We start from the raw sequence: 24,501 nt of genomic DNA, 5'->3' as shown, positions 1-24,501 counted from the left end.
CAGAGATGTGTATAAGAGACAGCAGCCTCCCCTTGAAGATCGAAGACGACGAGCGTCAGCGGCGAGACGAGCGCGACGGGCGTCACGTTCGTGAAGATGGCCGGCACGAACGCGTACGTCGTCAGCAGGACGCTCACGCCCACCGTGACGAAGGTCAGCTCCTTGAACGACCGCGCGAACATCGCGCCGACGAACGTCGCCCCGAGGAACGCCGCCGCGACCGGTGCCACGGCGAACACGGAGAGCGGTCCGCCGCCCACCGCGAGCGCGATGAGCGTCGTGACGACCGCGGCCGCCGCGGCGTACGGCAGCGTCTTCCCGGCGACGATTTCGGCCGGCGACAGCGGGGTGACCAAGAGCGGCTCCCCGCGCCGGTTCGTCCGCTCGTCGAGGATCGACGAGCCGTACGCCTGGATCAGGAAGTTCATCGGCACGAGGAAGGCGAACGCCAAGAGCAGCGAGGTGAACGGGAACGGCGGCGTGATCGATCCCGGCGACCCGATCGTATCCGCGCCGAAGGCACCGCCGCCGATCGACGGGACCGCGAACCCGCCGTCGCCGTCCGACTCTGGGTCACCGCCGACGGATCCAACCCCGCCGCCGCCGTCACCGCTCGTTCCGTCACCGGTCCCGTCTCCCCCGTCGCTGCCGCCGCCGTCGTTCCCTCCGCCGTCGCTGCCGTCGCCGTCTCCACCGCCTCCAGCGCCGTCTCCGGACGTGCTCCCACCGTCGCCGTCGCTCTCCCCGAGCGTCGCGCCGTCGTCGAACCCGGTGGCGCGGCCGACGTACCGCAGCGTGACGGTGACCGGGAACGCGGCCGTCCGGTTCGGCTCGGCCCGCATCAGGCGCTCGTTGTGCGCCTCGACCGCCTCGCGGACCGTGGCGGCCGCCGCCCGCCCCTTCTGCGTGTCGCTCGCGCGGACGACGACCGCCTCGACGTCCCCGGAGTCGATCGAGCCGTCGTCGACCGTTCCAGGCCGTACCACCGTCGTCACGACCGCGTCGGCGGAGTCGCCGAGCGACGCCGTGCCGGCCGAGACGGGCCGGAGCGAGGACTCCGCCTCGACCGCGTCCGCGTACGGCGACTCGGCGTCGACGCCGACCCGGTAGACGTCGCGGTCGACGTCGAGGCCGGCGACGCCCGTCGCCACGCCGACGCCGACGACGCCCCCGGCGACGAGGAGCAGGGCGATTCCCGCCGCGAGCGTCCGGCGGTCGACGCCCCCGGACGCGCGGGCGGACTCCCACTTCGCGACCCGGAGGACGCGGCGGACGGCGACCACGAGCCGCCGGGCGACGCGGCGCAGCCGGTCGATCACTCGGTCGCCTCCGTCGCCGCCCGTTCCGTCTCGGCGTCGCCGCTCCCGTCTGCGTCGCCCTCGACCGATCCGTCGGAATCGTCGGACTCGTCGGCTCCGTCGGACTCGCCGCCGAGGTCGCCGGTGTACCGCCCGGGCATCGGCCGCCCGACGATGTCGAGGAACACGTCCTCGAGGCTCGGCTCGCGGCTCCGGATGTCGACGACCTCGCCCCCGGCCTCGGCGACCGCCTCGCGGACGGCGGCGACCGCGTCCATGCTCGGGACCGCCGTCCGGAAGCGGTCGCCGACCTCCTCGGTCGTCGCGTCCAGTTCGGCGAGGCGGTCGGTGCGCGCGGGGGCGACGTCCGTGAACACGCGGTAGGTCGTCTCGCCGTGCCGCTCGCGGATCCCGTCGACGCTCCCGCGGGCGACGATCCGGCCCTCGTTCATGACGACGACGCGGTCGCAGACGGACTCGACGTGGTAGAGGTTGTGCGCCGAGAAGACGACCGTCTTGCCCGTCTCGCGCAGTTCGCGGGTGAACGCCAGCACGGAGTTCGTCGTCACCGGGTCCAGCCCCGAGGCCGGCTCGTCGTACACCAGCACGTCGGGGTCGTTGACGAGCGAGCGCGCGATGGCGACCTTCCGTTTCATCCCCTTCGAGACGTCGCCGAGGCGGCGCTCGCGGTGGTCGAGTTCGAGCCGGTCGAGCGCCGCCTCGATCCGCTCGTCGGCGGCGTCTCGCGGCACGTCGTAGAGGTCCGCGAAGAAGCGGAGGTACGACCGCGCGGTCATCTCCTCGTACAGCGGCGACTCCTCCGGCAGGAACCCGAGGTGGCGGCGCATCTCGGGGTCCGACGCGTCGAACCCGGCGACGGTCACCTCGCCGTCGGTCGGCTCGACGAGGCCGGCGAGCACCTTCAGCGTCGTCGTCTTCCCCGCGCCGTTCGGGCCCACGATCCCGAACACCTCCCCGTCCTCGACGGCGAAGTCGCTGTCGACCACGGCCGCGAAGTCGCCGTAGGTCTTCCGAAGCCCCGACACCTCGATCATGCGTCCGGCTCCGCCGGGGGCCGGGTTAAACCCACGCCCGCGGGTATCAGCCGCGAGAACGGAGGCGGCGCGGCCCGCCGGTACCCTTACGGCGGCGCTGCGAGAACACCGGCACCATGACCGAGCGCTCGGAACGGGCCGACGGCGGCGGGACCGAGACCGCCCTCGGTCGGGGGCGCGACGAGGCGGGGCGGTCGGTCGACCCCGCCGTCGCCGCGACCGCCCGTGAGGAGTTACGGACGACGTTCTCGTATCAGGTCGAGCGGCTCCGCGAGATCGACACGAAGGCCATCGAGATCCTGAAGGCGAACCTCGTGCTCATCGGCATCGTCGTCACCGGCGGCTCCATCGTCGTCCAGACGGAGTTCGAACTCGGCGGGTTCCTCAACCTCTTCACGCTCGCCGGCGGGGCGCTCCTCCTCGTCTCGACCGGGCTGGCGGCCGTCACGTACACCGCCTCCGACCTGCGCGGCGGGCTGAGCATCGCGGACGTCGACGCCGTGGTCGCCGCGGAGCGCCGGGTCGCGGAGCCGAGCGACGACGGAGCCGAGCCACCGGTGGGCTTCGACGAGCGGTTGCTCCGCAGCTACGCGGAGTGGATCGACTACAACGCCCGCGTCATCGCGGTCAACGACCTGCTCGCGACGGTGACGGTGCTGTTAGTGTTCGTCTCGTTCGTCTACGTCGTCGCGGGGGTCGCGGTGGGGGCCGCCGGGCTGACGGCCGTCGAGTCGCTGCTCTCGTTCGCGGTGTTGACCGCCTTCGCCGGCGGATTCACCTGGATGTCGGCGCACATGGACCACCTCGGGCCGGAGACGACGCACCCGGACGCCGCCTTCGAGGGCGTCCAGATCACGAAGGGGTCGGACCGCGCGAAGGCCGGCGCGTCGCTGGTGGAGATGCTCGGCCGGGACCCAGACGCCCGGCGGCGTCGGGAGCGCGAGGCCGCCGCGAGCGAGGACCGGAGAGACGAGTAGCCGAATCGCCGCGGAGAGCGCGGTCGCTCACGATGCGAGTCTCGGCGGGGAGAAGTCCGCGTTCGCGGCGCGTTACTCTTCTTCCTCTTCCTCGACCGATCCTCGTCCTCGTTCCCAGACGGCGTCCGCGGAGGTGTCGTTCGGTGCTGTGTGCGAGACGTCTTTCATGGTGTCGCGATCGCTTGCCATATTGACTTCCGGTACCCCGGACCACCGTATTAACCCTTCGTGGAAAGAGATAATGAGACCTCATACCATATAAGGAATTAATACATCATGCTGCGGACGCGGCTCGACCGGTGGACGAACGGCGAATTGCCGCCGTATCGAGCCGGACGAACCGGACGAGCGTTCGGAAACGACCGGGGGACCGCGACGGTGAAGCGCGACGCGGCCGAACCGCGGGTCGTGTTCGGAACCGCCGGTCCGGCGGATCGATCGACGGTGGTCAGGGAGGGGACGACGCTCGCGGTCGGCCGCGAGGTCGCCGCAGCGCCCGAGCCGACCGCGAAGACGCTCCGGGACTCGCGGCGGTGGCCCGAGTGGAGTCCGTCGGTTGACGCCGTCGAGAGCGCGGACCGGTTCGTCGAGACCGGAACGACCGGGCGAGTCCGAGTCGCGGGCGTCTGGACCCCGTTTCGGGTGACGGCCGCGACGCGGCTCCGCTGGGACTGGCGCGTCGCGGGCGTCCCCGCGACCGGGCACCGCGTCGACCGCTATCCGGGGCGCTCGGACCGCTGTCGGGTCGTCGTCGCGGTGCCGCTCGTCGCGGCCGCGTACGTCCCCGTCTGCCGGCGCGCGCTCGACCGGTTCGCCGCGCTCGTCGGGGCCGACGGATGAGATACCGAGGCGACCGGCACTCGTTCGGTCAGTTCTCGTACCCGCGCTCGAACGGGTCGATCGCCTCGCTTCCGGGTTCGTCCTCGTCGCGGGCGAACCCAGGCCCCTGCGTCGCCAACTCGAAGACGAGGCCGTCCGGATCGGTGAAGTAGACGCTCTTGAAGTAGGTGCGATCCTTCACCTCGGAGACGCGGACGTCGTGTTCGCGCAGGTGGTCGCGCCACTCGCGGAGCGTCGCCTCGTCCTCGACGCCGAACGCGAAGTGGTGGCTCGCGCCCGGGCCGGGCGTTCCCTGCGAGTCAGGGTACTCGAAGTAGGTGACGGTGGTCCCCGGTTCGCCCCCGGGCGTCGACGAGAAGTAGTAGTGCGGCGTGCCGGGGTCGTCGTAGTTCTGCGTGCGCTTGACCGTGTGCCAGCCGAGGACGTCCTCGTAGAACGACCGGGTCTCCTCGATGTCCGTACAGATGTTCGTGACGTGGTGGAGTCCGGTCGTCGGGGGCGCGTCGCTCATGTCCCCGGCCTCGCCGCCGAGACGGTTAGCCGTTCCGGCGGTCGGGCGGTCTCCGTGCGTCCGGCCTCAGAACAGACCGATGCCGACGGCGTACGGCCACGCGGTGCCGCCGACGGCGAGCAGCGCGAGCGCCGCGCCCGCGCCGTAGACGTTCTTCAGGAAGCTCGTCATCTCGTTCTGCTTCTCCTCGGGGTCGTCCACCGACCAGAAGTCGTGCATCGTCACGGCGGAGACGATGAGGAAGAAGGCGAGCGCACCGGCCGCGACCACGGGGAACGCGCCGGCCGCGACGCCCAGTCCGCCGAGGACGAGGACGGCACCGGAGGCGATCACCGAGAACTGCGGCGCGGGAAGCCCCTTGAACTCGGCGTAGCCGGCCATCGTTTCGAGGTCCATGAAGTGGTTGAGCCCCATGAACGCGAGCGTGACGCCGAACAGGATCCGGCCGAGCAGGAAGAGTTCGCCCGCGAGGGGGGTGTCGAACTGGAGCGGTAGCGTCGCGAATTCAGCTAACATCGTGTAACCTGCTATACGGACGTAACCTATTTATCGCTTCCCGGACAATAGCGTTAGTAGGTAACACCGATGTCATCGCAGGAACTCGCCGGCACGGAGTCGGCGGAAACGGCGGCAGGAGAGGCGGAAGCGGCCGCGAGTGGAGCGGAGTCGGACGCGAGCGACTCGGCGGCGACGGAGGCGGCCGCGGCAACCGAGACGGACGCCGCGAGCGCGCCGGAGACCCCCTGTCCGGTCGTCGACTCGATCGAGCAGATCGGCTCGAAGTGGCGGCTCGTCGTCCTCCACGAACTGCTGAGCGGCGAGGCGCGGTTCAACGAGCTGAAACGCGAGACCGACGCGAACGCCCGGACCCTCTCGCGCGTGCTCGACGACCTTCAGGAGACCGGCTTCGTCGACCGCCGGCTGGAGGAGGACTCGCCCGTGGCGACGTACTACAGCCTGACCGACAAGGGGGAGTCGCTCGCGCCGGTCTTCGAGGAGATCGACGACTGGGCCCACGAGTGGCTCGCCGAGTGTAACGCGTAGGCTCACTCCCCGTCCGGAAGCGCTCGTCTGAACGCCGGCCAGAACGGAACGAGAAGCGCCCCGGAGACGACCGCGAGCGCCGGGACCGCCCACTCGATCGGCAGCCAGACGCTCACGAGCACGCCCGTGAGACCGAACGCGGCGACGAGGTAGACGGCCACCAGCGCCTCGACGGATCGGAATCGCGGAGAGACGGCGGAGGGGATCGGAACCATGTCTGGAGGGGTCGTACGTCTCGAATTGAGCCGCCCGGATCATACGTTTTGTGCCCCCGCCGATCGACGAAACCGGTCCGGCCGAGGCCGACGGCGCGTCGCGCGGCCGCCGCGTCGCCCTCAGGCGTTAGTCTGCGGCGACGCGAGCCGGCTCAAGAGCGCGTACGTCGCCCCGCCCACGGCGAGAGCGATCACGGACGGCACCGCGTAGTGGTGTCCGTCGAGCCGTATCGACCACCGGATCAGCCCCGCCGCCTCCACGAGCGGGGGGACGAGGTACACGCTCGCGCCGACCGCGGCGGCGGCCGGGGCGCGAACCGACGCGGTCGCGTAGCCGTACGCCCCGCCGCCGACGAGGGCGAGACCGAGGGCGATCAGGTAGCAGTCACCGACGACGCTGGGGAGCCCGCCCCACGGACCCTGTCCGTGGACTTCGAACTCGTACGCCCGACCGTTCGCGAACACGTAGTACAGCCCGCCTTCCGCGGGGGCCTCGGCTAATTCGGGGCCGTAGAACGAGGAGACCTCGAACCCCTCGGGAATCGGTCCGGCGTACGAGACACGCCCGTCAGGGCGCTCCGTCGCCGCCGTGAAGAGTATCCGTCCGCGGTCGGGGAGCGCCTCGTACTCGAAGGCGAACCCCTCGCCGTCCGCGAACGCGACCCTGAACTCCCCGGTGTCGGCGTCCTCGCTCGGCAGCAGGCACACGAGTTCTCCGTCCCTCCTCACGAAGTTCCACGCCCCCGATTCGAACGCCGGGGGGAGTTCGTCGACGGCGACGGCCTCGTCGCGGTCGACGCCGGTGACGGCGACCCCGTCGCGATCGGTACCGGCGTCGACGAGGTCCTGCCCCGGCCCGGAGAGGGCCGCGTAGCGGCTGACTTCGCCGTCCGTTTCCTCCACGGAGTACGTCAGCGGGCCCGAGTAGTCCGTCAGGTCGCCGGCGGCGACGGCGACGAGTCCCGCTCCGACGACGAGCAGACAGAGGGCCGCGACGAGTGCCGGTGACGGGCGGTCCATCGCGTGACGCGACTCTCCGACCGCGTAAGTGCTTTCTGTGGGGGCGACCGGTCGCCGTCGTGTTCGACGCGGTCAGACTGCCCGTCGCCGCCGAAACGCACTCCCGTTTCCGGCCCGTACATCGGCCGTGTACGCCGGACTGAAGAACACCCCGTGTTGCCTCTGCGGGCGCGACGACACCCACACCCGGATCGCGGTGCCGCCGCGGGCGCTCACCCTCATGGAGAACGGGGGGCCGATCTCGTGGCGCGACGTGGTCGGGACCGTCACCCTGCGCTTCTGCGCCGACGACTGGGACCTCGTGAGCGACCTCGCGATCGAGATGGACGCGCATCCGCTCTCGCGGTGTAACGCCGCCCACGTCTCCCTCGACCTCCGCGAGGACCACGAGGCGCTGCTGTCGGCGACGAAGGCGGAGACGGACCAGACGGAGCTGGAATCGCGGCTCGAACGCGAGGCCGAGGCGACGCTCGACGCGGTCGACGACGACTACACCGAGGAGCGCGACGTGGTCGAGGCGATCGTCGTGTTGCGGGCGCTGGAGGAACTCGGCGTGCGGGAGCGACCCGGCGGCGCGGACGCCGCGAGTCCGTCCGCCGCGGACGACGACTGATCCGCTCGCGGCGACCCGCGTCGCCGCTCGTCGTTCCCCGCGGTCACCACCTGACCTCGAAGCCGTCCTCGCCCTCCGGCCCGCCGTACTCGGCGTCGACGTCGTCGACCGCGGCGGCCTCGCTCCCGGTCTCGCACCACCCGACCATGTCGCGAACGTCGCCCTCTGGCCCCTCGAAGACGGCCTCGACGCGCCCGTCGTCGAGGTTGCGGACCCAGCCGTCGACGCCCGTCTCGCGGGCCGCGTCGCGGGTCGAGGCCCGGTAGTAGACCCCTTGGACTCGACCCGAGACGAACACGTGTGCGCGAACGCGGTCGGTCATCGCCCGACTGTGGGACCGCCCGCCGCTTAAACGCCCCGTCCGCGACCGGCTCGCCCCGTCCGCGACCGGCCTACCCCGTCCGCGACCGGCCTACCCCGTCCGCGACCGGCCTACCCCGTCCGTAACCGACGCCTACTAACTCCCGGGCACCGAGGTGGTCGACATGGACCTGTTCGGAACCGCCGGGATCCGCGGCGGCGTCGAGGACCGCGTCACGCCGGCGCTCGCGCTCGCCGTCGGGCGGGCAGTGGGTGCCGAGATCCGATCGCGAGAGGGAGCCGACGGCGGGTCGACCCCCGAGTCGGCCCCCGAACCGACCGTCGTCCTCGCCCGCGACGGGCGGGTGACCGGATCGGCGCTCGCGGCCGCGATGGAGGCCGGACTGGCTGCCGGTGGAGTCGCCGTCCGCCGGGCCGGTCGGCTCCCGACGCCGGCGCTCGCGCACGCCTCGCGGGGGCGGTACGGCGTGATGCTCACCGCCTCGCACAACCCGCCGACCGACAACGGGATCAAGCTGTTCCGCGACGGCACCGAGTTCGACCGGGAGCTGGAGCTGGCCGTCGAGTCGCGCGTCGCGGACGAGGCGTCGGTCGCGCCGTGGGACGAGTGGACCGAGGCGAGCCGGACCGACCCGCTCGACGGCTACCTCGCCGGGGTGCGCGAGTACGCCGAGCGGTTCGGCGCGCCCCTCGACGGCCTCCGGGTCGCGGTCGACTGCGGCAACGGAATGAGCGCGCCCGCGACGCCGACCGTCCTCCGGGAGCTCGGCGCGGACGTGGTCACGCTCAACGGCAACGTCGACGGCCACTTCCCCGGGCGCGGGAGCAAGCCGACGCCGGAGACGCTCGCGGACCTGCGCGCGTTCGTCGCCGACGCCAACGAGGGCGTCGCGGAGCCGGGCCGCCCGACCGAGGCGGGAGGCGGGAGCGCCGGCGAGGACGCCGGGGGCGACAGCGCTGGCGACGCCGAGGGGTTCGCGTTCGGGATCGGCCACGACGGCGACGCCGACCGGATCGTGATCGTCGACGCCGACGGCGAGGTCGTCCACGAGGACACGGTGCTGGCGGTGCTCGCGGAGCGGTACACCCGCGAGAGCGACGCCGCGGACCCGGTCGTCGTGACGACGCCGAACGCCTCCGGTCGGATCGACGAGCGCGTCCGCGACGCCGGCGGCCGCGTCGAGCGCGTCCGTCTCGGCGCGCTCCACGAGGGGATCGCGGCGGTGCGGGAGGCGGCGGCGGACCCCGACGGCGCGGGCGGCGACGACACCCGCGTCGTCTTCGCGGCCGAGCCGTGGAAGCACATCCACGTCGGCTTCGGCGGGTGGATCGACGGCGTGGCCTCCGCGGCCGTGATCGCCCGCCTCGTCGCCGGCGAGGGGCTCGCCGCGCTCCGCGAGCCGGTCACCGAGCGCCCGTACCGCAAGGTGAGCGTCTCCTGTCCCGACGACGCGAAGGGGTCGGTGATGGACCGGTTGGAGACGGCGCTGCCGGCGGCGTTCCCCGACGCAGCGGTCGACACCGACCACGGCGTCCGGCTGGAGTTCGACGACGCCTCGTGGACGCTGGTGCGTCCGTCCGGGACGGAGCCGTACGTCCGGGTGTACGCCGAGAGCGACGACGTCGACGCGCTCGTCGCCGACGTGGAGGACGTGGTCGAGGACGCAGTCGCGTCGGCGTAAGCCCGCGGTCTGAGCGCCGATCAGCCATTTATGACCGTGGGGAATCCGGGTTCGTGGATCGAACGGCTCGAAATACCCGCGATCTCGGCGTAATACCGCCGCTTCTTTTCACGAACGTGTCACCTCGGTGGGTGGGGAACGGTGAATTTATCCCCTGTTCCGACGGGTGTACGAACGAGATGGCATCCGACTTCGATCGGCGGCGGTTCGTCAAGGCGGCAAGCGCAGCGGGCCTGATCGGCCTCGCCGGCTGTAGCGGCGGCCCGAGCGACGGCGGTGACGGCTCCGACGGGGAGGACGGCGGTGACGGTTCAGACGGTGAGGACGGCTCCGACGGAGGGGACGGCTCCGACTCTCCCCCGGCGAGGGTCGGCATCGTCTACTCCGACGGCGGACTGGGCGACAACTCGTTCAACGACGCCGCCAAGCAGGGCATCGTCGACGCCGAGGAGGAGTTCGGCATCGAGTACGCCGAGTCGGAGCCGGACGGCACCGGCGAGTTCGGCCAGTACCAGCAGCGGTACGCGAGTTCGACGGACCCGGACTACGACCTCGTCTCCTGTATCGGGTTCAACCAGGGCGACGCGCTCACCGAGACCGCGTCGCAGTTCCCCGATCAGGACTTCATGATCGTCGACACCACGGTCGACGCGTCGAACGTGGCGAACTACCTGTTCCGCGAGGAGGAGGGCTCGTTCCTGATGGGCGTCCTCGCCGCGCGGCTGACCGAGACCGACTTCTCCGCGGGCGCGGGCTCGACCGCCCCCGACTCGACGAACGTCGGGTTCATCGGCGGCGTCGACAGCCCGGTCATCCGCCGGTTCCAGGCGGGCTTCGAGGCCGGCGTCAACTACGCCAGCGACGATGTCGACGTCTCCACGAGCTACGTCGGCAGCTACAGCGACCCCACGGCCGGGCAGGAGCAGGCGCTGTCGATGTACCAGAGCGGGGCCGACATCGTCTACCACGCCGCGGGCGCGACGGGCGTCGGCGTCTTCCAGGCCGCCCAGTCCGAGGGTCGGTTCGCCTTCGGCGTCGACCAGGACCAGTCGGTCACCGAGGACTCGTTCGCCGACGTGATTTTAGCCTCGATGGTGAAACGCGTCGACACCGCGGTGTACGAGTCGATCTCGAACGTCGTCGACGGCGACCACCAGGGCGGCTCGACGACGGCGCTCGGGCTGGAGTCCAACGGCGTGGAGTGCGTCTACGGACAGGAGATCGGCGACCAGGTCCCGGACGAGATCGCGACCGCGGTCTCGGACGCCCGCGACGAGATCATCGCCGGCAACATCGACGTGCCGGACACCACGAGCAACTGAGGACGCGTCGGCGTCGAGCGCCGGCTCCGACTTTTCACCGACTCGGCGTCCGTTCTTCGACCGCGACTTTTCGGAGGCATCGCCGGTAGCGCCCGGCTTCGACCCCCGACGTGTCGGTCAGACGGCCGACAGAACCGCCACCTCGGTCCGAAATCCGCGCGTTTTTAGGCTCCGGTGCGGAGTTACGGGTGAATGAACCCGGCGGTCCACTTGGACGGTATCACGAAGCGATTCCCCGGGGTCGTCGCGAACGACGACGTTGATCTCGCGGTGGAGCGCGGGAGCGTCCACGCCCTGCTCGGCGAGAACGGGGCCGGCAAGACCACGCTGATGAACGTGTTGTACGGTCTCTACCGGCCGACCGAGGGGACCGTCCGCCTCGACGGCGAGCCGCGCTCGTTCGACTCGCCGCGGGACGCGATCAATGCGGGCGTCGGCATGATCCACCAGCACTTCATGCTCGTCGACCCGATGACGGTGTGGGAGAACGTCGTCCTCGGCAACGAGCCGACCACGTGGGGCGGCCTCCGCGTCGACCGGGAGGCGGCCCGCGAGGCCGTCGTCGAACTGAGCGAGCGGTACGGCTTCGACGTCGACCCCGACGCGACGGTCGCCGACATCTCGGTGGGCGAACAGCAGCGCGTCGAGATCCTGAAGGCGCTGTACCGCGGGGCCGACGTGCTGATCATGGACGAGCCGACCGCGGTGTTGACCCCGCAGGAGGTCGAGGAGCTGTACGGCGTCTTCGAGGAGCTGACCGACCAGGGGAAGACGATCATCTTCATCTCCCACAAGCTCGGCGAGGCGCTGTCGGCGGCCGACGACATCACCGTCCTCCGCGACGGCGTCAACGTCGGCACGGTCGCGTCCGCGGACGTGACCCGCGAGGAGCTCGCGGAGATGATGGTCGGCCGGGAGGTGCTGATGGAGCCCGCGACGACCCCGCAGGAGCCGGGGGACCGCGTGCTCGAAGTGACCGGTCTCAGCGTCGACGACGACCGGGGCGTCGAGGCGGTCTCGGACCTCTCGTTCGAACTCCGCGCCGGCGAGGTGCTGGGCGTCGCGGGCGTCGACGGCAACGGGCAGTCGCAGCTCGTCGACGCGGTCACGGGGCTGCGCGAGGCGACTGCCGGGGAGATCCGCTACCGCGGCGAGTCGATGGTCGGAGAGAGCCGCCGGGATCGGATCGACCGCGGGATGGCGTTCATCCCGGAGGACCGACAGGAGCGCGGGCTGGTGATGTCGTACGACCTCACCGAGAACGGCATCCTCGGGAGCCAACACGACGCGCCGTTCGCGCGCTCCGGCCGGCTCGACTGGGGGGCCGCGCGCGACCACGCCGAGTCCGTCATCGAGCAGTACGACGTCCGCCCGCCGGACGCGGACGCCGAGGCCGAGTCGCTGTCGGGCGGCAACCAGCAGAAGTTCATCGTCGGCCGCGAGTTCGAGCGCGACCCGGAGCTGGTCGTCGCCACGCACCCGACCCGCGGCGTCGACATCGGCTCCACGGAGTTCCTCCACGACCGGCTGCTCGAACTGCGGTCACAGGGGAAGGCCGTCCTCCTGGTCTCCTCGAAGCTCGACGAGGTCCAGGGCCTCTCGGACCGACTCGCGGTGATGCACGAGGGCGAGTTCACCGGCGTCGTCGACCCCGCGACCGTGACCGAGGAGGAGATCGGCCTGCTGATGGCCGGCGAGTCGCTCGACGACGACTCGGTCGAGGGGGCCGCGCTCCACGACGCCGCGACCGGCGGGCCGGGCGACGACCCCGACGGAGCGACCGCCGGTGAGGAGGGGGTGGACGCGTGAGCGACCCGGACGCGGACCGGACGACGTCCGTCCTCGCCCGGCTGGTTGGACCGTTCGTCGACCGGACCGTCGCGGAGCGGCTCGTCATCAGCGTCGCCGCGATACTCCTCTCGATCGCCGTCGGCTTCGGAATCGTGCTCGTCTCCGGTCGGATCGCCGAGTGTTCGACCGCGGCCTGGACCATGCCGCTCACCGGGATCGGGTTCTGTTACGACCCCGTCGAGGTGTACGTCGTGCTCTTTAACGGGGCGCTCGGCTACCCGTTCGCCGTCGGCGAGCCCGGGCTGTTCAACGCCGGCTGGACCCCGCTCAACCTCTCGTTCGGCCTGACCCTTTCCGAGACGACGCTGCTTATCTTCACCGGGCTGTCCGTCGCCGTCGCCTTCCGCGCCGGGCTGTTCAACATCGGGACGCAGGGACAGCTCGTCGTCGGCGGGCTGGCGACCGCGCTCTCGATCCTCGCGCTCGCGCCGCTGCTCCCCGCGGGCCCCGTCGCCGGGGTCGTGTTGGTCGTCGTCGGCACCGCGGCCGGCGCGGTCGCCGGCGGGCTGTGGGGCGCGATCCCCGGCGCGCTCAAGGCGTACGCCGACGCCAACGAGGTGATCACGACGATCATGCTCAACTTCGTCGCCGCCAACGTCGCGTACGTACTCGTGTTGGAGGTGTTCCGCGCCGAGGGCTCCTCCGTGGTCGCCACCGAGTACGTCCCGGAGTACGCACAGCTCCGTCCGTGGCTGTTCCCCACCTCCAGCGACTTCGCGCTGGTCGCGCTGCTCATCGGGGTCGGGTTCATCGGCGCGCTCTACTACTTCGTCGAACACACCTCGCTCGGCTACGACCTCCGGACGAGCGGCGTTCAGGCCGCGGCGGCCGAGTACGGCGGCGTGAACGCGAAGCTCACGACCGTCCGGGCGATGACGCTGTCGGGCGCGCTCGGCGGCGTCGGCGGCGCGGTGTGGGTGCTGATGTCCGAGGGCCGGTGGCTGGCCTCGATCCCGGACCTCGGCTTCGACGGCATCACCGTCTCGATCCTCGCCGGCAACAACCCGATCGGCGTGCTGCCGGCCGCGTTCCTCTTCGGCGTGCTGAAGGGCGGGGCCCTGGAGATCGGCTTCCGCACGGACGTGCCGACCCAGCTCGTCGCCGTGCTGCGCGGGCTCATCATCCTCTTCGTCGCGATGCCGGAGTTCTTCCGGATGATCGGCCGGTACGCCGGCCTCGGCGGTGGCGGCGTCGCGAGGCCCGCGGAGCCGGACGAGACCGCCGGCGGCGAGGGAGGTGAGGCCGATGCGTAACCCGCTGTCGTCGACGCGGTTCATGCAGGGGCTGTTCGAGTCCGACTACGTGCGGTCGCTCGTCGTCGGCACCGTTAGCGTGTTCGGGCTGCTCGGGCTGCTCGGGCTCCTGTTCCCCGACTCGGTCGCCGGCGACCTCGCGAGAATCGTCTTCTCGACGAGCACCGCCACGTCGACGGCGCGGCTCGCGGCCCCCATCGTCCTCGCCGGGCTCGGCGGCATCTTCGCCGAGAAGTCGGGGGTTATCAACATCGGGCTGGAGGGACTGCTGATCATCTCGGCGTTCGTCTCCGTGTACGCCGCGTCGGTCGTCGGGATCGGCAGCGCGGTCCTCGGCGTTCCGGCGGTCGCGGTCGGGTTCCTCGCCGGCATCGCCGCGTCGACGCTCCTGTCGGCGGTGTTCGCGGTCGTCTGTATCGAGTTCAAGGCGGACCAGATCATCGCCGGGCTGGCCGTCTGGCTCATCGCCCTGGGGCTCGCGCCGTTCATGTCGACGGTGTTCTTCGGCGGGGTCAACACGCCGAACCTCGGGTCCGACGCGACAATCGGCTGGGGGACCTCCGCGACACTGGTGATCCTCGCGACCGCCGGATCGTGGTGGCTGCTGAACCGGACCGCCTTCGGGAAACACCTCCGGGCGGCCGGCGAGAACCCGAAGGCGCTCGACACGGTCGGCGTCTCCGTCTCGAAGGTGCGGTACGCGGGCGTGCTGCTCTCGGGCTTCCTCTCCGGGATCGGCGGCTCGGCGCTGGCGCTGTCGATCGGCCAGTTCGTCGGTGCCGGCGAGACGATGGTTCAGGGCAAGGGGTTCATCGCCATCGTCGCGTACCTGTTCGGCAACTACAACCCGCTCGGCACGCTCGGCGCGGGCGCGCTGTTCGCCGGCCTCGACGCGATGCAGATCCGGCTCCAACAGCTCGGGTACGCGGTCCCGGACACGCTGGTCCAGACCATCCCGTACGTGATGGTGATCGTCGTGCTCACGCTGGTCGGCCGGACCCAGATCCCCGAGGCGGCGGGCGAACACTACGAGACCGAGGAGTGAGTGGAGCGAAAAGAGGCGGCCTCGACACGGACGACGGCGTCCGCGGGCGTCGCCGTCGCCCTCGGTCAGTCTGACGCGCCGGAGCCGTCGGTCGGCGACGGGAGGCGCAGGTCGGCGAACGCGTCGGTGTCNGCCCTCGGTCAGTCTGACGCGCCGGAGCCGTCGGTCGGCGACGGGAGGCGCAGGTCGGCGAACGCGTCGGTGTCGCCGACGCCCGTGACGATCTCGACCTCGTCGGTGATCGGGACGCCGACGCAGGAGAGGCGGGCGTTCGACTCGCGGATCTGCTCGTCTGAGAGGATCGACTGACCGGGCATCGCCACGTCGCCTTCGACGACGACCACGGCGCAGTTCGAACAGGCACCGCCGCGGCAGGCGTACGGCCACGACCGGCCGCCCCGCTCGGCGGCTTCGAGGATCGACTCGCCCGGCTCGACGAGGAAGCGGCCGTACTCGGGTAGTTCGAGGTCCGCGTCGGCCGCCTTCGCGAAGAGGTCGTCGTCCGTCACCGACCAGCCGCGCTCCTCCGCGGCGTCGCGGTCGAGATGGTAGACGGTCGAGGGCGTCCCGGTCCGCACCGGCTCGACGGTCCCCTCGGCGTAGCGTCGCACCACGTCGGCCGCGTCGGCGACCGGTCGGTCGGCGAGGTCGTCGAACCAGTCCCGGACCGTGGCGGGCGCGAGGTTCGACTCCGCGGCGACCGCCTCGACGTCGACCCCCTCCAGCCGGGCGACCGTCGAGACGAACCGCGGCGAGTCGAGGGCGTCGATCGTCTCCTCGACCCACTCCTCGGTTCGGTCGTACCACGATGCGAGCTCCGCCGCGCCGATGCCGCGGTCGTACGCGACGGCGATCATGAGCGCCGCGGTCGCCTCCCCCGACCGGACCTCCGGCAGCCACGCCCGGATCCGGTCCGCGTCGACCTCGTCCAGTCGTCCCATGTCCGTGAAATGCCGCTCCACGCCGTTAAACGCCGAGCCTGAACAGTCAGGCTCCGGCGTCGGATCCGTCGGACCGCGGCGCGCCGTAAAATCCGACCTCTCGGACCCGACCGAAACGGGAGCAAAGAGTTTTGCCCGGCGCACGACACGCTCCGGTAATGGATATCGACGAGTACGACGTCGTCGTGGCCGGGGCCGGCACGGCCGGCTGTTACGCCGCCGCGACGATCGCGAACGAGGGGCTCGACGTCGTCATCGTCGAGCGAAAGGACGAGGAGGAGGCCGGCCACATCGCCTGCGGCGACGCGTTGAAGGGCGCGGACGCGTTCCCCGAGGCGATCCCGAAAGACCGGCTGGAGCCGGCGTTCACGAACACCGGCGTCGATCACGGTCGCTTCGAGATCCCGCAGGAGGACACGATTCTGGATATCCCCGTCCCCGGCGAGCTCGCCGTCATCGACCGCTGGGAGTACGGCCGCCAGATCATCGCCGGCGCGGAGGACGCGGGCGTCGACTTCCACTACGACACCGTCATCAACGACGTGGTACAAGACGAGACGGGCCGGGTCACGGGGCTGCGCGCGGTGCGGAAGGGCGACCCCCGGACGTACGCGGCCGACCTCGTCATCGACGGCGCGGGGTCCCTCTCGCTGCTTCAGGACAAGGCCGACTTCGAGGGGACCACCTTCGACACGAACGTCCGCTACTCGCAGTTCTGTTCCGCGTACCGCGAGATCGTCGACGTGCCGGAGCCGGTCGAGTGGGACGACGCATTGGTGTTCAAGGCGACGGACCGCGCCGCGGGCTACCTCTGGTACTTCCCCCGGACGGCGACGGAGATCAACGCCGGACTCGGCTTCCAGATGACCGAGGAGCCGATGCAGCTGATCGAGTCGCTGAAACAGGACCTCCGGGACCGCCCCGAGTTCGAGGGCGCGGAGGTCAGGGACAAGCTCGGAGGCGCGCTGCCGACGCGACGCCCCTACGACTCGGCGGTCGCGCCGGGGTACATGGCGGTCGGCGACGCCGCGGGCCACGTGAACCCGACGACCGGCGGCGGCATCGCCGGCGCGGCGTACGCGGGCAAGTACGCCGGCGAGCAGGCGGTGAAGGCCATCTCCGACGGCGACGTGAGCGAGGAGAACCTCTGGCGGTACAACACCCGCGTGATGGACCACTTCGGCGGCCGCTACGCCGGGCTCGACGTGTACAACGTCCTCTCGACCGCGGTCGACGTCGACGACCTGATGGGCCTGCTCGCGTCGCTGCCGGGCGAGAAGCTCGCGGAGGCGCTCTACGAGGGGTCGACCTCGATGTCCTTCGGGCTGAAGGTGAAGGCCGCGATCAAGAGCTTCGGCTACTGGGGGACGATCCGGAACTTCTACCAGACGAAGTCGCTGGCGGACGAGCTGATCGGCCACTACGACGAGTACCCGACCAGCCCCGCCGCGATGGCGAACTGGACCCGCGAGCGCGACGCGATCATGGACCGCGTGTACGAGACGACCGGCGCGGACGCGAAGTACTGAGACGGTGACCGGACGCCGACGCACCCGATGACCGACTACCGACTCACGACCGTCGAGACCGTGCGCGAGACGGGCTCGTGGGCGTTCACGGCCCGCGAGGGCGACGAAGACCGCGAGGTGTTCCTCGTGCCCTGCGCGGACGAGCCGGGGGGCGGAGCGGGCGCGGCGGAATCGGATAATCCGGACCGGGCCGTCCGCGCGTGGATCAACCGCTGTACCCACGAGGACCAGCGCCTCCACCGCGAGGGGGTCGGCGCGGTCACGCGCGGCGGGTCCGTCGTCTGCCCGAAGCACGGCTCGGCGTTCGACGCCTGCGACGGCTCCTGTGACAACGGGGAGGCCGCGGGGACGACGCTGCGGGAGATCGACGTGGCCGTCCGCGACGGCGCGGTGTTCCTCACCGACGACGACCTCACCTACCTCTACGAGGGGTTACCCGACGACGACGGCGACGACGACGGGCCGTCGTCGAGTTCGCACCTGACGTTCTGAGTCAGCCGAGTCCCACTCGGCAGCCGATGTCTACTGGTCGCGAGAGTTCGTGAGATCGGACGGCGGCCGGTCACGACCGGACGCACGATCCGCGTCACGTCCGATTTTCCCAAGTATTTATTAAATAATCGTTTAAAGACTAGATGAGATGAATCGGTACGACCTGCGGCTATTTTTCCCGATTACAGCAATTCTATTACCGATCATACTGTTGGCGCTTACGCCGGTCGCTCAGGACCCGCAGTACTTCCAAAACGGAATCTACCGTTTCTCGGCGGTGTATCTCATCGTTGTGAAGCTCGTGTATCCATACCTCGTAATGCGCAGTTTGACGAACTCCGAGATGGAACTATCCGATGGCAAGAAGTATGCTGTTGTCGTCGGTGTGCTGCTACTGGGTGGAATCCCGCTCGGACAGGTGGTTTTCTCCCTAGTTTATGGCCTTGTCGTGTACCCCTCCGAAGCACCGGTGTCGTGAGGGAGTAGTATGTGAACGGGAGAGCGCGCCGTCGACAAACTTCGCAGCCGGATGTGAATGAAACGGCAGTCAGTTCGCGTTCGCGACCACCCAAGTGTCCAGACAAAACTGTCTGAAGAATAGGACTTGAACGTGGCTGTAGACCCGAATCGGGGCTGACGGCGACCGCTACCGAAGCCCCAGCCGCTCGGCCGTGTGGTGTTTGTACTTATAAACCACCGATCGACACGAACACCGCCGAAGCCCCAGTCGCGGGGCGGGCGCACGCTCGCTGCGCTCCTCACTCGGTCGCTCACTGCGTTCGCTCCTTCGTTGCGGTGCTTACGTCGCCTGCGCCCGCCCCGCGACTGCCCCTTCGAGTCCCACCCCACTCCGTCCCGCACCTCACACCTCCCCAGCCTCGTCAGTCGCCGTCGCTTCGCTCCGGCGACTGACTCCCTCGCGCGTGCTGGCTCGCGGCGCTTCGCGCCGCTCGCAGGCACGCGCCACCACCTCGTTTATTTATAAGATATCCTTCGCCGCCGACCAAGTCAGTCTAAATGGCGATATCGCCGCTCGGTCCCGCTACGGCCGCGTCTCGGCCACGCGCCGGATCGCGCCGGCGATCACGTCGATGCCGATCGAGATGTCGTCCTCAACGACGTCGAAGTCGCTGGTGTGGTGGCCGCCGGGGTGGTCGGTGCCGACGCCGAGGTAGCAGGCGAGGCCGCCCCGCTCTTGGACGCGGTTCATCAGGTACGTCGCGTCCTCGGAGCCGCCGAGGTCGTCGCTGTCGACGATGCTCGTGACGCCCGCGACGTCGCCCGCGGACTCCCGGACGAGCCCGGCGAGCGCGTCGTCGCTCGTCGCGCTGGGGGCCTCGCCGAGCGTCGACACCTCGACCTCGCAGTCGTGCATCTCCGCCGCCGAGTTCAGGATGCGGTCGGCGTGGTCGGACATGTACTCGGCGAGTTCGGTCGTCTGGCCCCGCAGTTCGCCCTCGATGTGCGACTCCTCGGGGATGATGTTCGTCGCCGTGCCGCCCCCGACGAGGCCGGCGTTCACCCGCGTCGGGCCGTCGGCGTGGCGCGGGATGGCGTAGAGGTTCTGGACCGCCGCTGCCATCGCCTGAACCGCGTTCCGGCCCTGCTCGGGGCGCGCGCCGGCGTGGGCGGGTTCGCCCTCGAACTCCGCGAGCAGGTGGCGCACCGCGAGGAACCCCTCGACCCCGCAGACGACCTCGCCGGAGGGGTGATCGAGGCCGACGTGGACCGCGTAGAGGTAGTCCACGTCGTCGAGGTGGCCGGACTCGGCCATCGGCTTGCCGCCGGCGACCTGCTCCTCGCCCGGCTGGAAGAACACCTTCAGCGTGCCGGCGAAGTCGGAGTCGAGAACGGCGTCGAGCGCGCCGAGCCCCATCGTCGCGTGGGCGTCGTGGCCGCAGGCGTGCATGAACCCCTCGTGTTCGGAGCGGAACCCCTCTCCGGCCGGGACGTGGTCGCCCTCTTCCGACTCCGTGATCGGGAGGGCGTCGATGTCGACGCGCAGGCCGACCACGGGCCCCTCGCCGCGCTCGACGACCGCGACGCAGCCGGTGTAGCCGCCGGCGAGCTGATCGAGGATCTCTGGGTCCGCGCCCGCCTCGCGGGCCTGTGTCTCCCACTCGGCCAGCTCGTCGTCGTCCGGGACGTTCAGGCGCTCCTCGGTCGCCAGCGCGTCGGGACCGACGTGGAGCGCGGTGAGGTCGCGCTCGCGCAGGGCCTCGACGATGCGGGCGGTGGTGTAGAACTCCCGCCACGCCGGCTCGGGGTGGCGGTGGAGGTCGCGTCGGAACTCGCGGTACTCGTCGTTGTCGAGAACGCTCATACCCGTGGGTGGCCCGGCGACCGCTTAAACGATCGCCTGTCGGAGAACGAGGGGAAGCGACGAACCGCGGCCGGCGGGGAGCGGCGAACCGGAGCGGCCGACCGCGGCCGGCTCACTCCTCCGGCGACCCCATGCGCTCCGAGTAGTCCCAGGTGTGGAGCCGCTCGGGTTCGATCCGGATCTCGACCTCCTCGCGCTCCGGGCGCAGCAGCCGATCGGCCGTCGCGTTGTCGGTCCCGCCGAGGTACCGCGTCAGGAGCGACCGCAGGAGCCGCTTGTCCTCGTCGGGGACGACGGTCGCGCGGCCGCGGCCGCGGACGCCCTTGTACGGCGGGTCGTTCGTCGACACGTCGAAGGAGACCTCGGCGTCGTGTTCGACGAACTCGACGAGATCGGCGCTCGCGCTCGTCGCACAGCGGATCGCGCCGGTCGGGCCAGCGGAGTCGCCCCCGCCGCCGGCGCGGCCCCCTCCGTCCGGGTCCCACGCGAACCACAGCGAGACGATCCACGGGTGATCGGTCGGCGTGCGACAGCCGAGCCGGACCGGGACGCGGGCGTCTGCGAGGAACTCGTCGACGCGCTCGCGGTCCCACGGGCCGGTCGGGTCCATACCGATCCGTCGGTCGCGGAGCGCCTAACAGTTGCGGCGGAGCGGTCGGCGCGACGCCCCGCGCGACGGACCCCGACCGACCGCGGAACACAAGAGAATTGACCGTCCCCGCGCGAGTGGTGGTATGACCGATCACTTCGAGGTCCACGAGCGCGACGGCGCGGCCCGCCTCGGCGAGGTCCGCCTCGCCGACCCGGTGACCACGCCGGCGCTCGCGGACCCGTTCCTCGACGACGCCGGGAGCCTCTGGGCCGGCGACCGCGAGGTGCCCGACGGCGACGAGAGCGCGTTGACGGTGCTCCCGCACCGGTCGTTCCCGGCCGGCACGCGCGACGACGTGCGCGAGTCGTTCGCGGTCGACCACCCGGACGCGGCGTTCCCGACCGCGGCGGTCGTCGACAGCCGCGGGGCCCGCGACCTCGGCGCGGACGCGTACCTCCTCTCGGACGCGCAGGGGTTCGTCGGGCACGGCGAGGCGTTCCGCGACGCGATCGTCCGGGCGAAGGCCGCGCTGCCGCCCGACGCCGCGCTCGGCCTCTCCGGCGTCGCGACGCCGCGGAACGTCGCCGTCCTCGCGTACGCGGGCGTCGACCTCGTGGACGCGACGCTCGCCCGGACGAAGGGGACGCAGGGGATGTACCTCACCGCCGACGCGGAGCACTTCCTCGAGGACCTCGACGAGCTCCCCTGCGCCTGCCCGGCCTGCGCGAAGCCCCGCAGCGAGTTCACCCGCGCCGACTGCGCCGAGCACAACGTGAACGCGCTCCGCGCCGAACTCCGGCGGGTCCGCGAGCGGATCCGGAGCGGTCGCCTGCGCGACTACGTCGAGGGGCAGGCCCGCCACGAGGGGTGGCTCACGGCTGCCTTCCGCGAGTTCGACGACCAGTGGGCCTATCTGGCGGAGCGCACGCCGCTCATGCGCGACGCCGAGGTGACCGCGGCGTCGGCGGAGACGCTCGACCGCGTCGAGATCCGGCGGTTCGCCGACCGCGTCACGAGCCGCTACCGAAATCGATTCACCGACCAGCCCCTCGTCTTGGTCCCCTGCTCGGCGACGAAGCCGTACAGCGACTCACAGAGCCACCGCCAGTTCCACGACGCGATCAAGTGGCGCGGCCACACCGTCTCGATGACCTCGCCGATCGGCGTGGTCCCGCAGGAACTGGAGACGACCTACCCCGCCCAACACTACGACTCCGTGGTCACCGGCGACTGGAGCGAGGACGAGATCGAGTTCGTCGCGGAGGTGCTGCGCCGCTACTTGGAGCGCAACGACTACTCCCGCGTCGTCGCGCACGTCCCCGAGGACGGCTACCGCGAGATCTGCGAGCGCGTCGAGGCCGACCCCGAGATCGACGTCCCCTTCGAGTACACCTGCGTCGACCACCCGACGACCGACGAGTCGCTCGGGGAGCTGAACGCCGCCTTACAGGGCGAGCCGGCCTACAGCAAGCGGGAGCGCGAGCACAACACGGTCCGGGCGCTCGCCGACTACCTGCTCGGCGACGGCGCGGACGACGACCTGTTCGGCGACGAGATTCGAACGACGGGGCGCTACCCGAAGCTCCAGGTCTGGGGCGACGACCCGGACGCCGGCCGCGAGGGCGAGCCGGGCGAGCAGCTGGCGACGATGGTGCCGCAGTACGGCACCCTGTCTTTCACCCTCGCCGGCGCGCGCCGCTGGGTCGAGAGCGACGCGCCGACGAAACGGGTCGAGATCGACGCCTTCGTCCCGCACGGCTCCGTCCTCGCGCCGGGCGTCGTCGACGCCGACGACGGGATCCGCGTCGGCGACGAGGTCGTGATCGAGGGACCGACGGCGTTCGCGGTCGGCCGCGCCGAGATGTCCGGCCCGGAGATGGCGGGGTCGACGCGCGGCGTCGCCGTCCAGGTCCGCCACGTCGACGAGCGGTGAGCGGAGGGCGCCGGTCGGATATCAGTGGCGGGTTTCAGTGGTAAACACCGGCGGGAGGTAACGTCCGTCGGCGTCCGTCAGGCCCGTCGGTCCGGGAAGACCATAACCGGGACCTCGGCCTCTCGGATGAGGCGACTCCCCGGGTCGCCCGTGATCGCTCGCTTCCACGCGTCGATGTCCCGGGGGGTGAAAGCGACGAGCGTCGCCTCGGTCATGTCGATCGCGTCGACCAGACCGGCCGCGACCTCCGGCGCTTCGAGCGTCACCCACTCGAACGTGAGGTCGTCTCGGTAGAGGATGTCGTAGAACGTTTCGTAGGTCGCCCCCGCGAACTGGTCCCGACCCGTCTTGATCGTCGTTTCGGCGCTCTTGCCAGCCGTCACGTGTGTCACGATGAGCGTCGTGTCCGGGTCGAGGTGGGGCCGGACCGCCCGCGCGGTGGCCTCGGCGTCGTCGGGGCCCGCGATCGGTATCAGGATCCGTTCGAATAGCTCGTCGTTCACGGGCGAACCCTCTCTCGGACCGACCAAAAGCGTACGGGGCCGTCTCGCCGCCCCCGCGCACGCGGAACGCAGCGAGTCGACGCCCGCGGTACCTGACGGAGGCCGACGGGCGGCGGTTCGCCGCACCTCGCTTCCGGGGCCGGCTCAGTCCTCGCCGTCGGTCGTCGCTTCGTCGGCCGCTTCGACGACTTCCGCCTTCGACTCCGTCGCGTCCTCGAGCAGCAGCCCGGTCCCGCCGGCCGCGATCATTCCCACGCCGATCGCACGAAGCTGCCGGACGTAGGCCGGCGTCGCCTCGAGCTCGTCGGCGTTGTCGAAGTTCTTCCCTATCATCCTCTTCGTGAGCCGGACGCTCGCTCGCGGGAACAGCGCCGTCACGACTCCCTGTAAGAGCACTACCGCTGACCCGAGCCGACGGCCCTTCTTACACTCTTTCACGTCGATACATACGCGTCCCTGCCCGATAAATATTGGCCTATTTTCTCAATACTCTCTGCCATAGACCGGGAGAGAACTACCTCAGAGGACGTTTGGCACACAGGATTCCATACTAAGTACACTACTCACTCTGTGATGAAGCACCTACGTTCGATCCGCCGAGCGCTCGATCGGCGCGTCGAAGGGTCGGTCGATTCGGTCTCCGGCTTCGGTCGTCCGCCGTCCCACGCCTCAGTCGTCCGCCGTCCCACGCCTCAGTCGTCCGCCGTCCCACGCCTCAGTCGTCCGCCGTCCCACGCCTCAGTCGTCCGCGGTCGCCTCGGGGCGATACGCCTCGCTGATCTTCTTCCACTTGCCAGAGCGGAACCGGAGGTAGTTGATCGCGGCGGGGATCGTCGTCTCGGCCATGAACGCCATGTAGAGTCCCCACAGGCCGATCGCGGGGAGCGCGACCTCCGGGATCGTGAACCCGACGAACGGGACTTCAGCGCCCCCGACGGTCACCCCGACCAGCGGGACCTCCACCGCGGGGATCGAGAGGACGTCGGGAACCGTTATCGCCGGCGTCGCGTCGTGCGCGCCGACGTACGCGAGCGGGATCGACACGCAGAACATGCCGAGGAACTGGCTCGCGAAGGGTATCTTCGTGTCGCCGGCGGCGTCGAGCGGGCCGGCCGCGCCGCCGGAGACGCCCTGAAATATC

At 70.6% G+C, this 24,501-nt stretch carries 25 protein-coding genes and 1 pseudogene; 13 read left to right on the top strand and 13 right to left on the bottom strand.

Going from position 1 to position 24,501, the window contains the following annotated elements; translation table 11 throughout:
- Together C472_RS03590 and C472_RS03585 are read right to left on the bottom strand one after the other, a co-directional pair.
- On the bottom strand, positions 1-1,319 hold a 1,319-nt coding region (locus C472_RS03590; RefSeq protein ID WP_006628426.1), incomplete at its 3' end, for an ABC transporter permease subunit.
- Positions 1,316-2,353: an ABC transporter ATP-binding protein gene (locus C472_RS03585; protein WP_006628425.1), complete on the bottom strand. Its 1,038-nt coding sequence runs from the start codon at positions 2,351-2,353 to the stop codon at positions 1,316-1,318. The genes C472_RS03590 and C472_RS03585, both read right to left, overlap by 4 nt.
- A gap of 116 nt (positions 2,354-2,469) precedes the next feature.
- On the opposite strand from C472_RS03585, the gene C472_RS03580 reads away from it, so the two are divergent.
- Both C472_RS03580 and C472_RS03575 read left to right on the top strand, forming a co-directional pair.
- Positions 2,470-3,330: a hypothetical protein gene (locus C472_RS03580; RefSeq protein ID WP_006628424.1), complete on the top strand. Its 861-nt coding sequence runs from the start codon at positions 2,470-2,472 to the stop codon at positions 3,328-3,330.
- Positions 3,331-3,708: 378 nt separating this feature from the next.
- Positions 3,709-4,170, top strand: a complete 462-nt coding sequence (locus C472_RS03575) for an SRPBCC family protein (protein WP_193788339.1) — start codon at positions 3,709-3,711, stop codon at positions 4,168-4,170.
- Positions 4,171-4,198: 28 nt separating this feature from the next.
- On the opposite strand, the gene C472_RS03570 is transcribed toward C472_RS03575, so the two are convergent.
- A complete protein-coding gene (locus C472_RS03570; protein WP_006628422.1) occupies positions 4,199-4,681 on the bottom strand; it encodes a VOC family protein in 483 nt (160 codons plus the stop codon).
- A 66-nt stretch (positions 4,682-4,747) separates the two neighbouring features.
- Entirely contained in the window at positions 4,748-5,197 is a 450-nt protein-coding gene (locus C472_RS03565; RefSeq protein ID WP_006628421.1) for a DoxX family protein, read from the bottom strand.
- Positions 5,198-5,266: 69 nt separating this feature from the next.
- On the opposite strand from C472_RS03565, the gene C472_RS03560 reads away from it, so the two are divergent.
- Entirely contained in the window at positions 5,267-5,725 is a 459-nt protein-coding gene (locus C472_RS03560) for a winged helix-turn-helix transcriptional regulator (RefSeq protein WP_006628420.1), read from the top strand.
- Positions 5,726-5,727: 2 nt separating this feature from the next.
- Here the strand turns inward: C472_RS03560 and C472_RS03555 are convergent, their stop codons facing one another.
- Positions 5,728-5,940 carry a hypothetical protein gene (locus C472_RS03555; RefSeq protein ID WP_006628419.1) on the bottom strand — a complete coding sequence of 71 codons (213 nt, stop codon included), beginning with the start codon at positions 5,938-5,940 and terminating at the stop codon, positions 5,728-5,730.
- 120 nt (positions 5,941-6,060) lie between these two features.
- Positions 6,061-6,960, bottom strand: a complete 900-nt coding sequence (locus tag C472_RS03550; protein ID WP_006628418.1) for a hypothetical protein — start codon at positions 6,958-6,960, stop codon at positions 6,061-6,063.
- 127 nt (positions 6,961-7,087) lie between these two features.
- Here C472_RS03550 and C472_RS03545 point away from each other — a divergent pair, with 127 nt between their 5' ends.
- On the top strand, positions 7,088-7,573 hold the full coding sequence (locus C472_RS03545) for a hypothetical protein (RefSeq protein WP_006628417.1): 486 nt from the start codon (positions 7,088-7,090) through the stop codon (positions 7,571-7,573).
- A gap of 43 nt (positions 7,574-7,616) precedes the next feature.
- On the opposite strand, the gene C472_RS03540 is transcribed toward C472_RS03545, so the two are convergent.
- The gene (locus C472_RS03540; RefSeq protein ID WP_006628416.1) at positions 7,617-7,895 is read right to left on the bottom strand and encodes an acylphosphatase; all 279 of its coding nucleotides are present in this window, start codon (positions 7,893-7,895) and stop codon (positions 7,617-7,619) included.
- 163 nt (positions 7,896-8,058) lie between these two features.
- Here C472_RS03540 and C472_RS03535 point away from each other — a divergent pair, with 163 nt between their 5' ends.
- The 5 genes from C472_RS03535 to C472_RS03515 all read left to right on the top strand — a co-directional run bounded on the left by C472_RS03535 (position 8,059) and on the right by C472_RS03515 (position 15,047).
- Positions 8,059-9,576 carry a phosphoglucomutase/phosphomannomutase alpha/beta/alpha domain I gene (locus C472_RS03535; RefSeq protein ID WP_006628415.1) on the top strand — a complete coding sequence of 506 codons (1,518 nt, stop codon included), beginning with the start codon at positions 8,059-8,061 and terminating at the stop codon, positions 9,574-9,576.
- A gap of 179 nt (positions 9,577-9,755) precedes the next feature.
- Positions 9,756-10,898 carry a BMP family lipoprotein gene (locus C472_RS03530; protein ID WP_006628414.1) on the top strand — a complete coding sequence of 381 codons (1,143 nt, stop codon included), beginning with the start codon at positions 9,756-9,758 and terminating at the stop codon, positions 10,896-10,898.
- A 192-nt stretch (positions 10,899-11,090) separates the two neighbouring features.
- A complete protein-coding gene (locus C472_RS03525) occupies positions 11,091-12,707 on the top strand; it encodes an ABC transporter ATP-binding protein (protein ID WP_006628413.1) in 1,617 nt (538 codons plus the stop codon).
- Positions 12,704-14,002 carry an ABC transporter permease gene (locus tag C472_RS03520; RefSeq protein ID WP_006628412.1) on the top strand — a complete coding sequence of 433 codons (1,299 nt, stop codon included), beginning with the start codon at positions 12,704-12,706 and terminating at the stop codon, positions 14,000-14,002. The genes C472_RS03525 and C472_RS03520 overlap by 4 nt, the downstream gene beginning before the upstream one ends.
- The gene (locus tag C472_RS03515) at positions 13,995-15,047 is read left to right on the top strand and encodes an ABC transporter permease (RefSeq protein WP_049906272.1); all 1,053 of its coding nucleotides are present in this window, start codon (positions 13,995-13,997) and stop codon (positions 15,045-15,047) included. Before C472_RS03520 ends, C472_RS03515 begins: the two co-directional genes overlap by 8 nt.
- 140 nt (positions 15,048-15,187) lie before the next feature.
- Here C472_RS03515 and fer read toward each other — a convergent pair whose 3' ends face one another.
- Entirely contained in the window at positions 15,188-15,988 is an 801-nt protein-coding gene (gene fer, locus C472_RS17970; RefSeq protein WP_006628410.1) for a ferredoxin Fer, read from the bottom strand.
- Positions 15,989-16,146: 158 nt separating this feature from the next.
- On the opposite strand from fer, the gene C472_RS03505 reads away from it, so the two are divergent.
- From C472_RS03505 to C472_RS03495, 3 genes are all read left to right on the top strand, one after another.
- The gene (locus C472_RS03505; RefSeq protein ID WP_006628409.1) at positions 16,147-17,517 is read left to right on the top strand and encodes a geranylgeranyl reductase family protein; all 1,371 of its coding nucleotides are present in this window, start codon (positions 16,147-16,149) and stop codon (positions 17,515-17,517) included.
- A 27-nt stretch (positions 17,518-17,544) separates the two neighbouring features.
- Positions 17,545-18,009, top strand: coding sequence for a Rieske (2Fe-2S) protein (locus tag C472_RS03500; RefSeq protein ID WP_006628408.1), 465 nt, complete (start codon positions 17,545-17,547; stop codon positions 18,007-18,009).
- Between the two features lie 148 nt (positions 18,010-18,157).
- Complete coding sequence (locus tag C472_RS03495) at positions 18,158-18,487, top strand: hypothetical protein (RefSeq protein ID WP_006628407.1); 330 nt, start codon at positions 18,158-18,160, stop codon at positions 18,485-18,487.
- A 564-nt stretch (positions 18,488-19,051) separates the two neighbouring features.
- Here C472_RS03495 and C472_RS03490 read toward each other — a convergent pair.
- Positions 19,052-20,332: an amidohydrolase gene (locus C472_RS03490; protein ID WP_006628406.1), complete on the bottom strand. Its 1,281-nt coding sequence runs from the start codon at positions 20,330-20,332 to the stop codon at positions 19,052-19,054.
- 112 nt (positions 20,333-20,444) lie between these two features.
- Positions 20,445-20,942 carry a pyridoxamine 5'-phosphate oxidase family protein gene (locus C472_RS03485; protein WP_006628405.1) on the bottom strand — a complete coding sequence of 166 codons (498 nt, stop codon included), beginning with the start codon at positions 20,940-20,942 and terminating at the stop codon, positions 20,445-20,447.
- 124 nt (positions 20,943-21,066) lie between these two features.
- Between C472_RS03485 and arcS the strand changes: the two genes are divergently transcribed.
- Entirely contained in the window at positions 21,067-22,857 is a 1,791-nt protein-coding gene (gene arcS, locus C472_RS03480; RefSeq protein WP_006628404.1) for an archaeosine synthase subunit alpha, read from the top strand.
- Between the two features lie 77 nt (positions 22,858-22,934).
- Here the strand turns inward: arcS and C472_RS03475 are convergent, their stop codons facing one another.
- The 3 genes and pseudogenes from C472_RS03475 to C472_RS03465 all read right to left on the bottom strand — a co-directional run.
- Positions 22,935-23,360 (bottom strand): universal stress protein, encoded by a 426-nt coding sequence (locus tag C472_RS03475; RefSeq protein WP_006628403.1) that lies wholly within the window; start codon positions 23,358-23,360, stop codon positions 22,935-22,937.
- Positions 23,361-23,504: 144 nt separating this feature from the next.
- Positions 23,505-23,798 (bottom strand): hypothetical protein, encoded by a 294-nt coding sequence (locus tag C472_RS03470; RefSeq protein ID WP_049906270.1) that lies wholly within the window; start codon positions 23,796-23,798, stop codon positions 23,505-23,507.
- Positions 23,799-24,098: 300 nt separating this feature from the next.
- Positions 24,099-24,501: pseudogene (locus tag C472_RS03465) on the bottom strand (MATE family efflux transporter); the annotation flags it as partial.

It is taken from the genome of Halorubrum tebenquichense DSM 14210, from assembly GCF_000337415.1.
Taxonomy (GTDB): Archaea; Halobacteriota; Halobacteria; order Halobacteriales; family Haloferacaceae; genus Halorubrum; species Halorubrum tebenquichense.
Note: the sequence above shows the minus strand (reverse complement) of the source record. Positions and strands in the feature narration are given on the sequence as shown.

What these genes read in the sequence shown, in the direction of transcription:
- C472_RS03585 (WP_006628425.1), bottom strand. Translation starts at nt 2,353, where the DNA reads ATGATCGAGGTGTCGGGGCTTCGGAAGACCTACGGCGACTTCGCGGCC.
- C472_RS03580 (WP_006628424.1), top strand. Translation starts at nt 2,470, where the DNA reads ATGACCGAGCGCTCGGAACGGGCCGACGGCGGCGGGACCGAGACCGCC.
- C472_RS03550 (WP_006628418.1), bottom strand. Translation starts at nt 6,960, where the DNA reads ATGGACCGCCCGTCACCGGCACTCGTCGCGGCCCTCTGTCTGCTCGTC.
- C472_RS03515 (WP_049906272.1), top strand. Translation starts at nt 13,995, where the DNA reads ATGCGTAACCCGCTGTCGTCGACGCGGTTCATGCAGGGGCTGTTCGAG.
- C472_RS03530 (WP_006628414.1), top strand. Translation starts at nt 9,756, where the DNA reads ATGGCATCCGACTTCGATCGGCGGCGGTTCGTCAAGGCGGCAAGCGCA.
- C472_RS03555 (WP_006628419.1), bottom strand. Translation starts at nt 5,940, where the DNA reads ATGGTTCCGATCCCCTCCGCCGTCTCTCCGCGATTCCGATCCGTCGAG.
- C472_RS03535 (WP_006628415.1), top strand. Translation starts at nt 8,059, where the DNA reads ATGGACCTGTTCGGAACCGCCGGGATCCGCGGCGGCGTCGAGGACCGC.
- C472_RS03525 (WP_006628413.1), top strand. Translation starts at nt 11,091, where the DNA reads ATGAACCCGGCGGTCCACTTGGACGGTATCACGAAGCGATTCCCCGGG.
- arcS (WP_006628404.1), top strand. Translation starts at nt 21,067, where the DNA reads ATGACCGATCACTTCGAGGTCCACGAGCGCGACGGCGCGGCCCGCCTC.
- C472_RS03505 (WP_006628409.1), top strand. Translation starts at nt 16,147, where the DNA reads ATGGATATCGACGAGTACGACGTCGTCGTGGCCGGGGCCGGCACGGCC.
- C472_RS03495 (WP_006628407.1), top strand. Translation starts at nt 18,158, where the DNA reads ATGAATCGGTACGACCTGCGGCTATTTTTCCCGATTACAGCAATTCTA.
- C472_RS03540 (WP_006628416.1), bottom strand. Translation starts at nt 7,895, where the DNA reads ATGACCGACCGCGTTCGCGCACACGTGTTCGTCTCGGGTCGAGTCCAA.
- C472_RS03490 (WP_006628406.1), bottom strand. Translation starts at nt 20,332, where the DNA reads ATGAGCGTTCTCGACAACGACGAGTACCGCGAGTTCCGACGCGACCTC.
- C472_RS03570 (WP_006628422.1), bottom strand. Translation starts at nt 4,681, where the DNA reads ATGAGCGACGCGCCCCCGACGACCGGACTCCACCACGTCACGAACATC.
- fer (WP_006628410.1), bottom strand. Translation starts at nt 15,988, where the DNA reads ATGGGACGACTGGACGAGGTCGACGCGGACCGGATCCGGGCGTGGCTG.
- C472_RS03565 (WP_006628421.1), bottom strand. Translation starts at nt 5,197, where the DNA reads ATGTTAGCTGAATTCGCGACGCTACCGCTCCAGTTCGACACCCCCCTC.
- C472_RS03485 (WP_006628405.1), bottom strand. Translation starts at nt 20,942, where the DNA reads ATGGACCCGACCGGCCCGTGGGACCGCGAGCGCGTCGACGAGTTCCTC.
- C472_RS03500 (WP_006628408.1), top strand. Translation starts at nt 17,545, where the DNA reads ATGACCGACTACCGACTCACGACCGTCGAGACCGTGCGCGAGACGGGC.
- C472_RS03560 (WP_006628420.1), top strand. Translation starts at nt 5,267, where the DNA reads ATGTCATCGCAGGAACTCGCCGGCACGGAGTCGGCGGAAACGGCGGCA.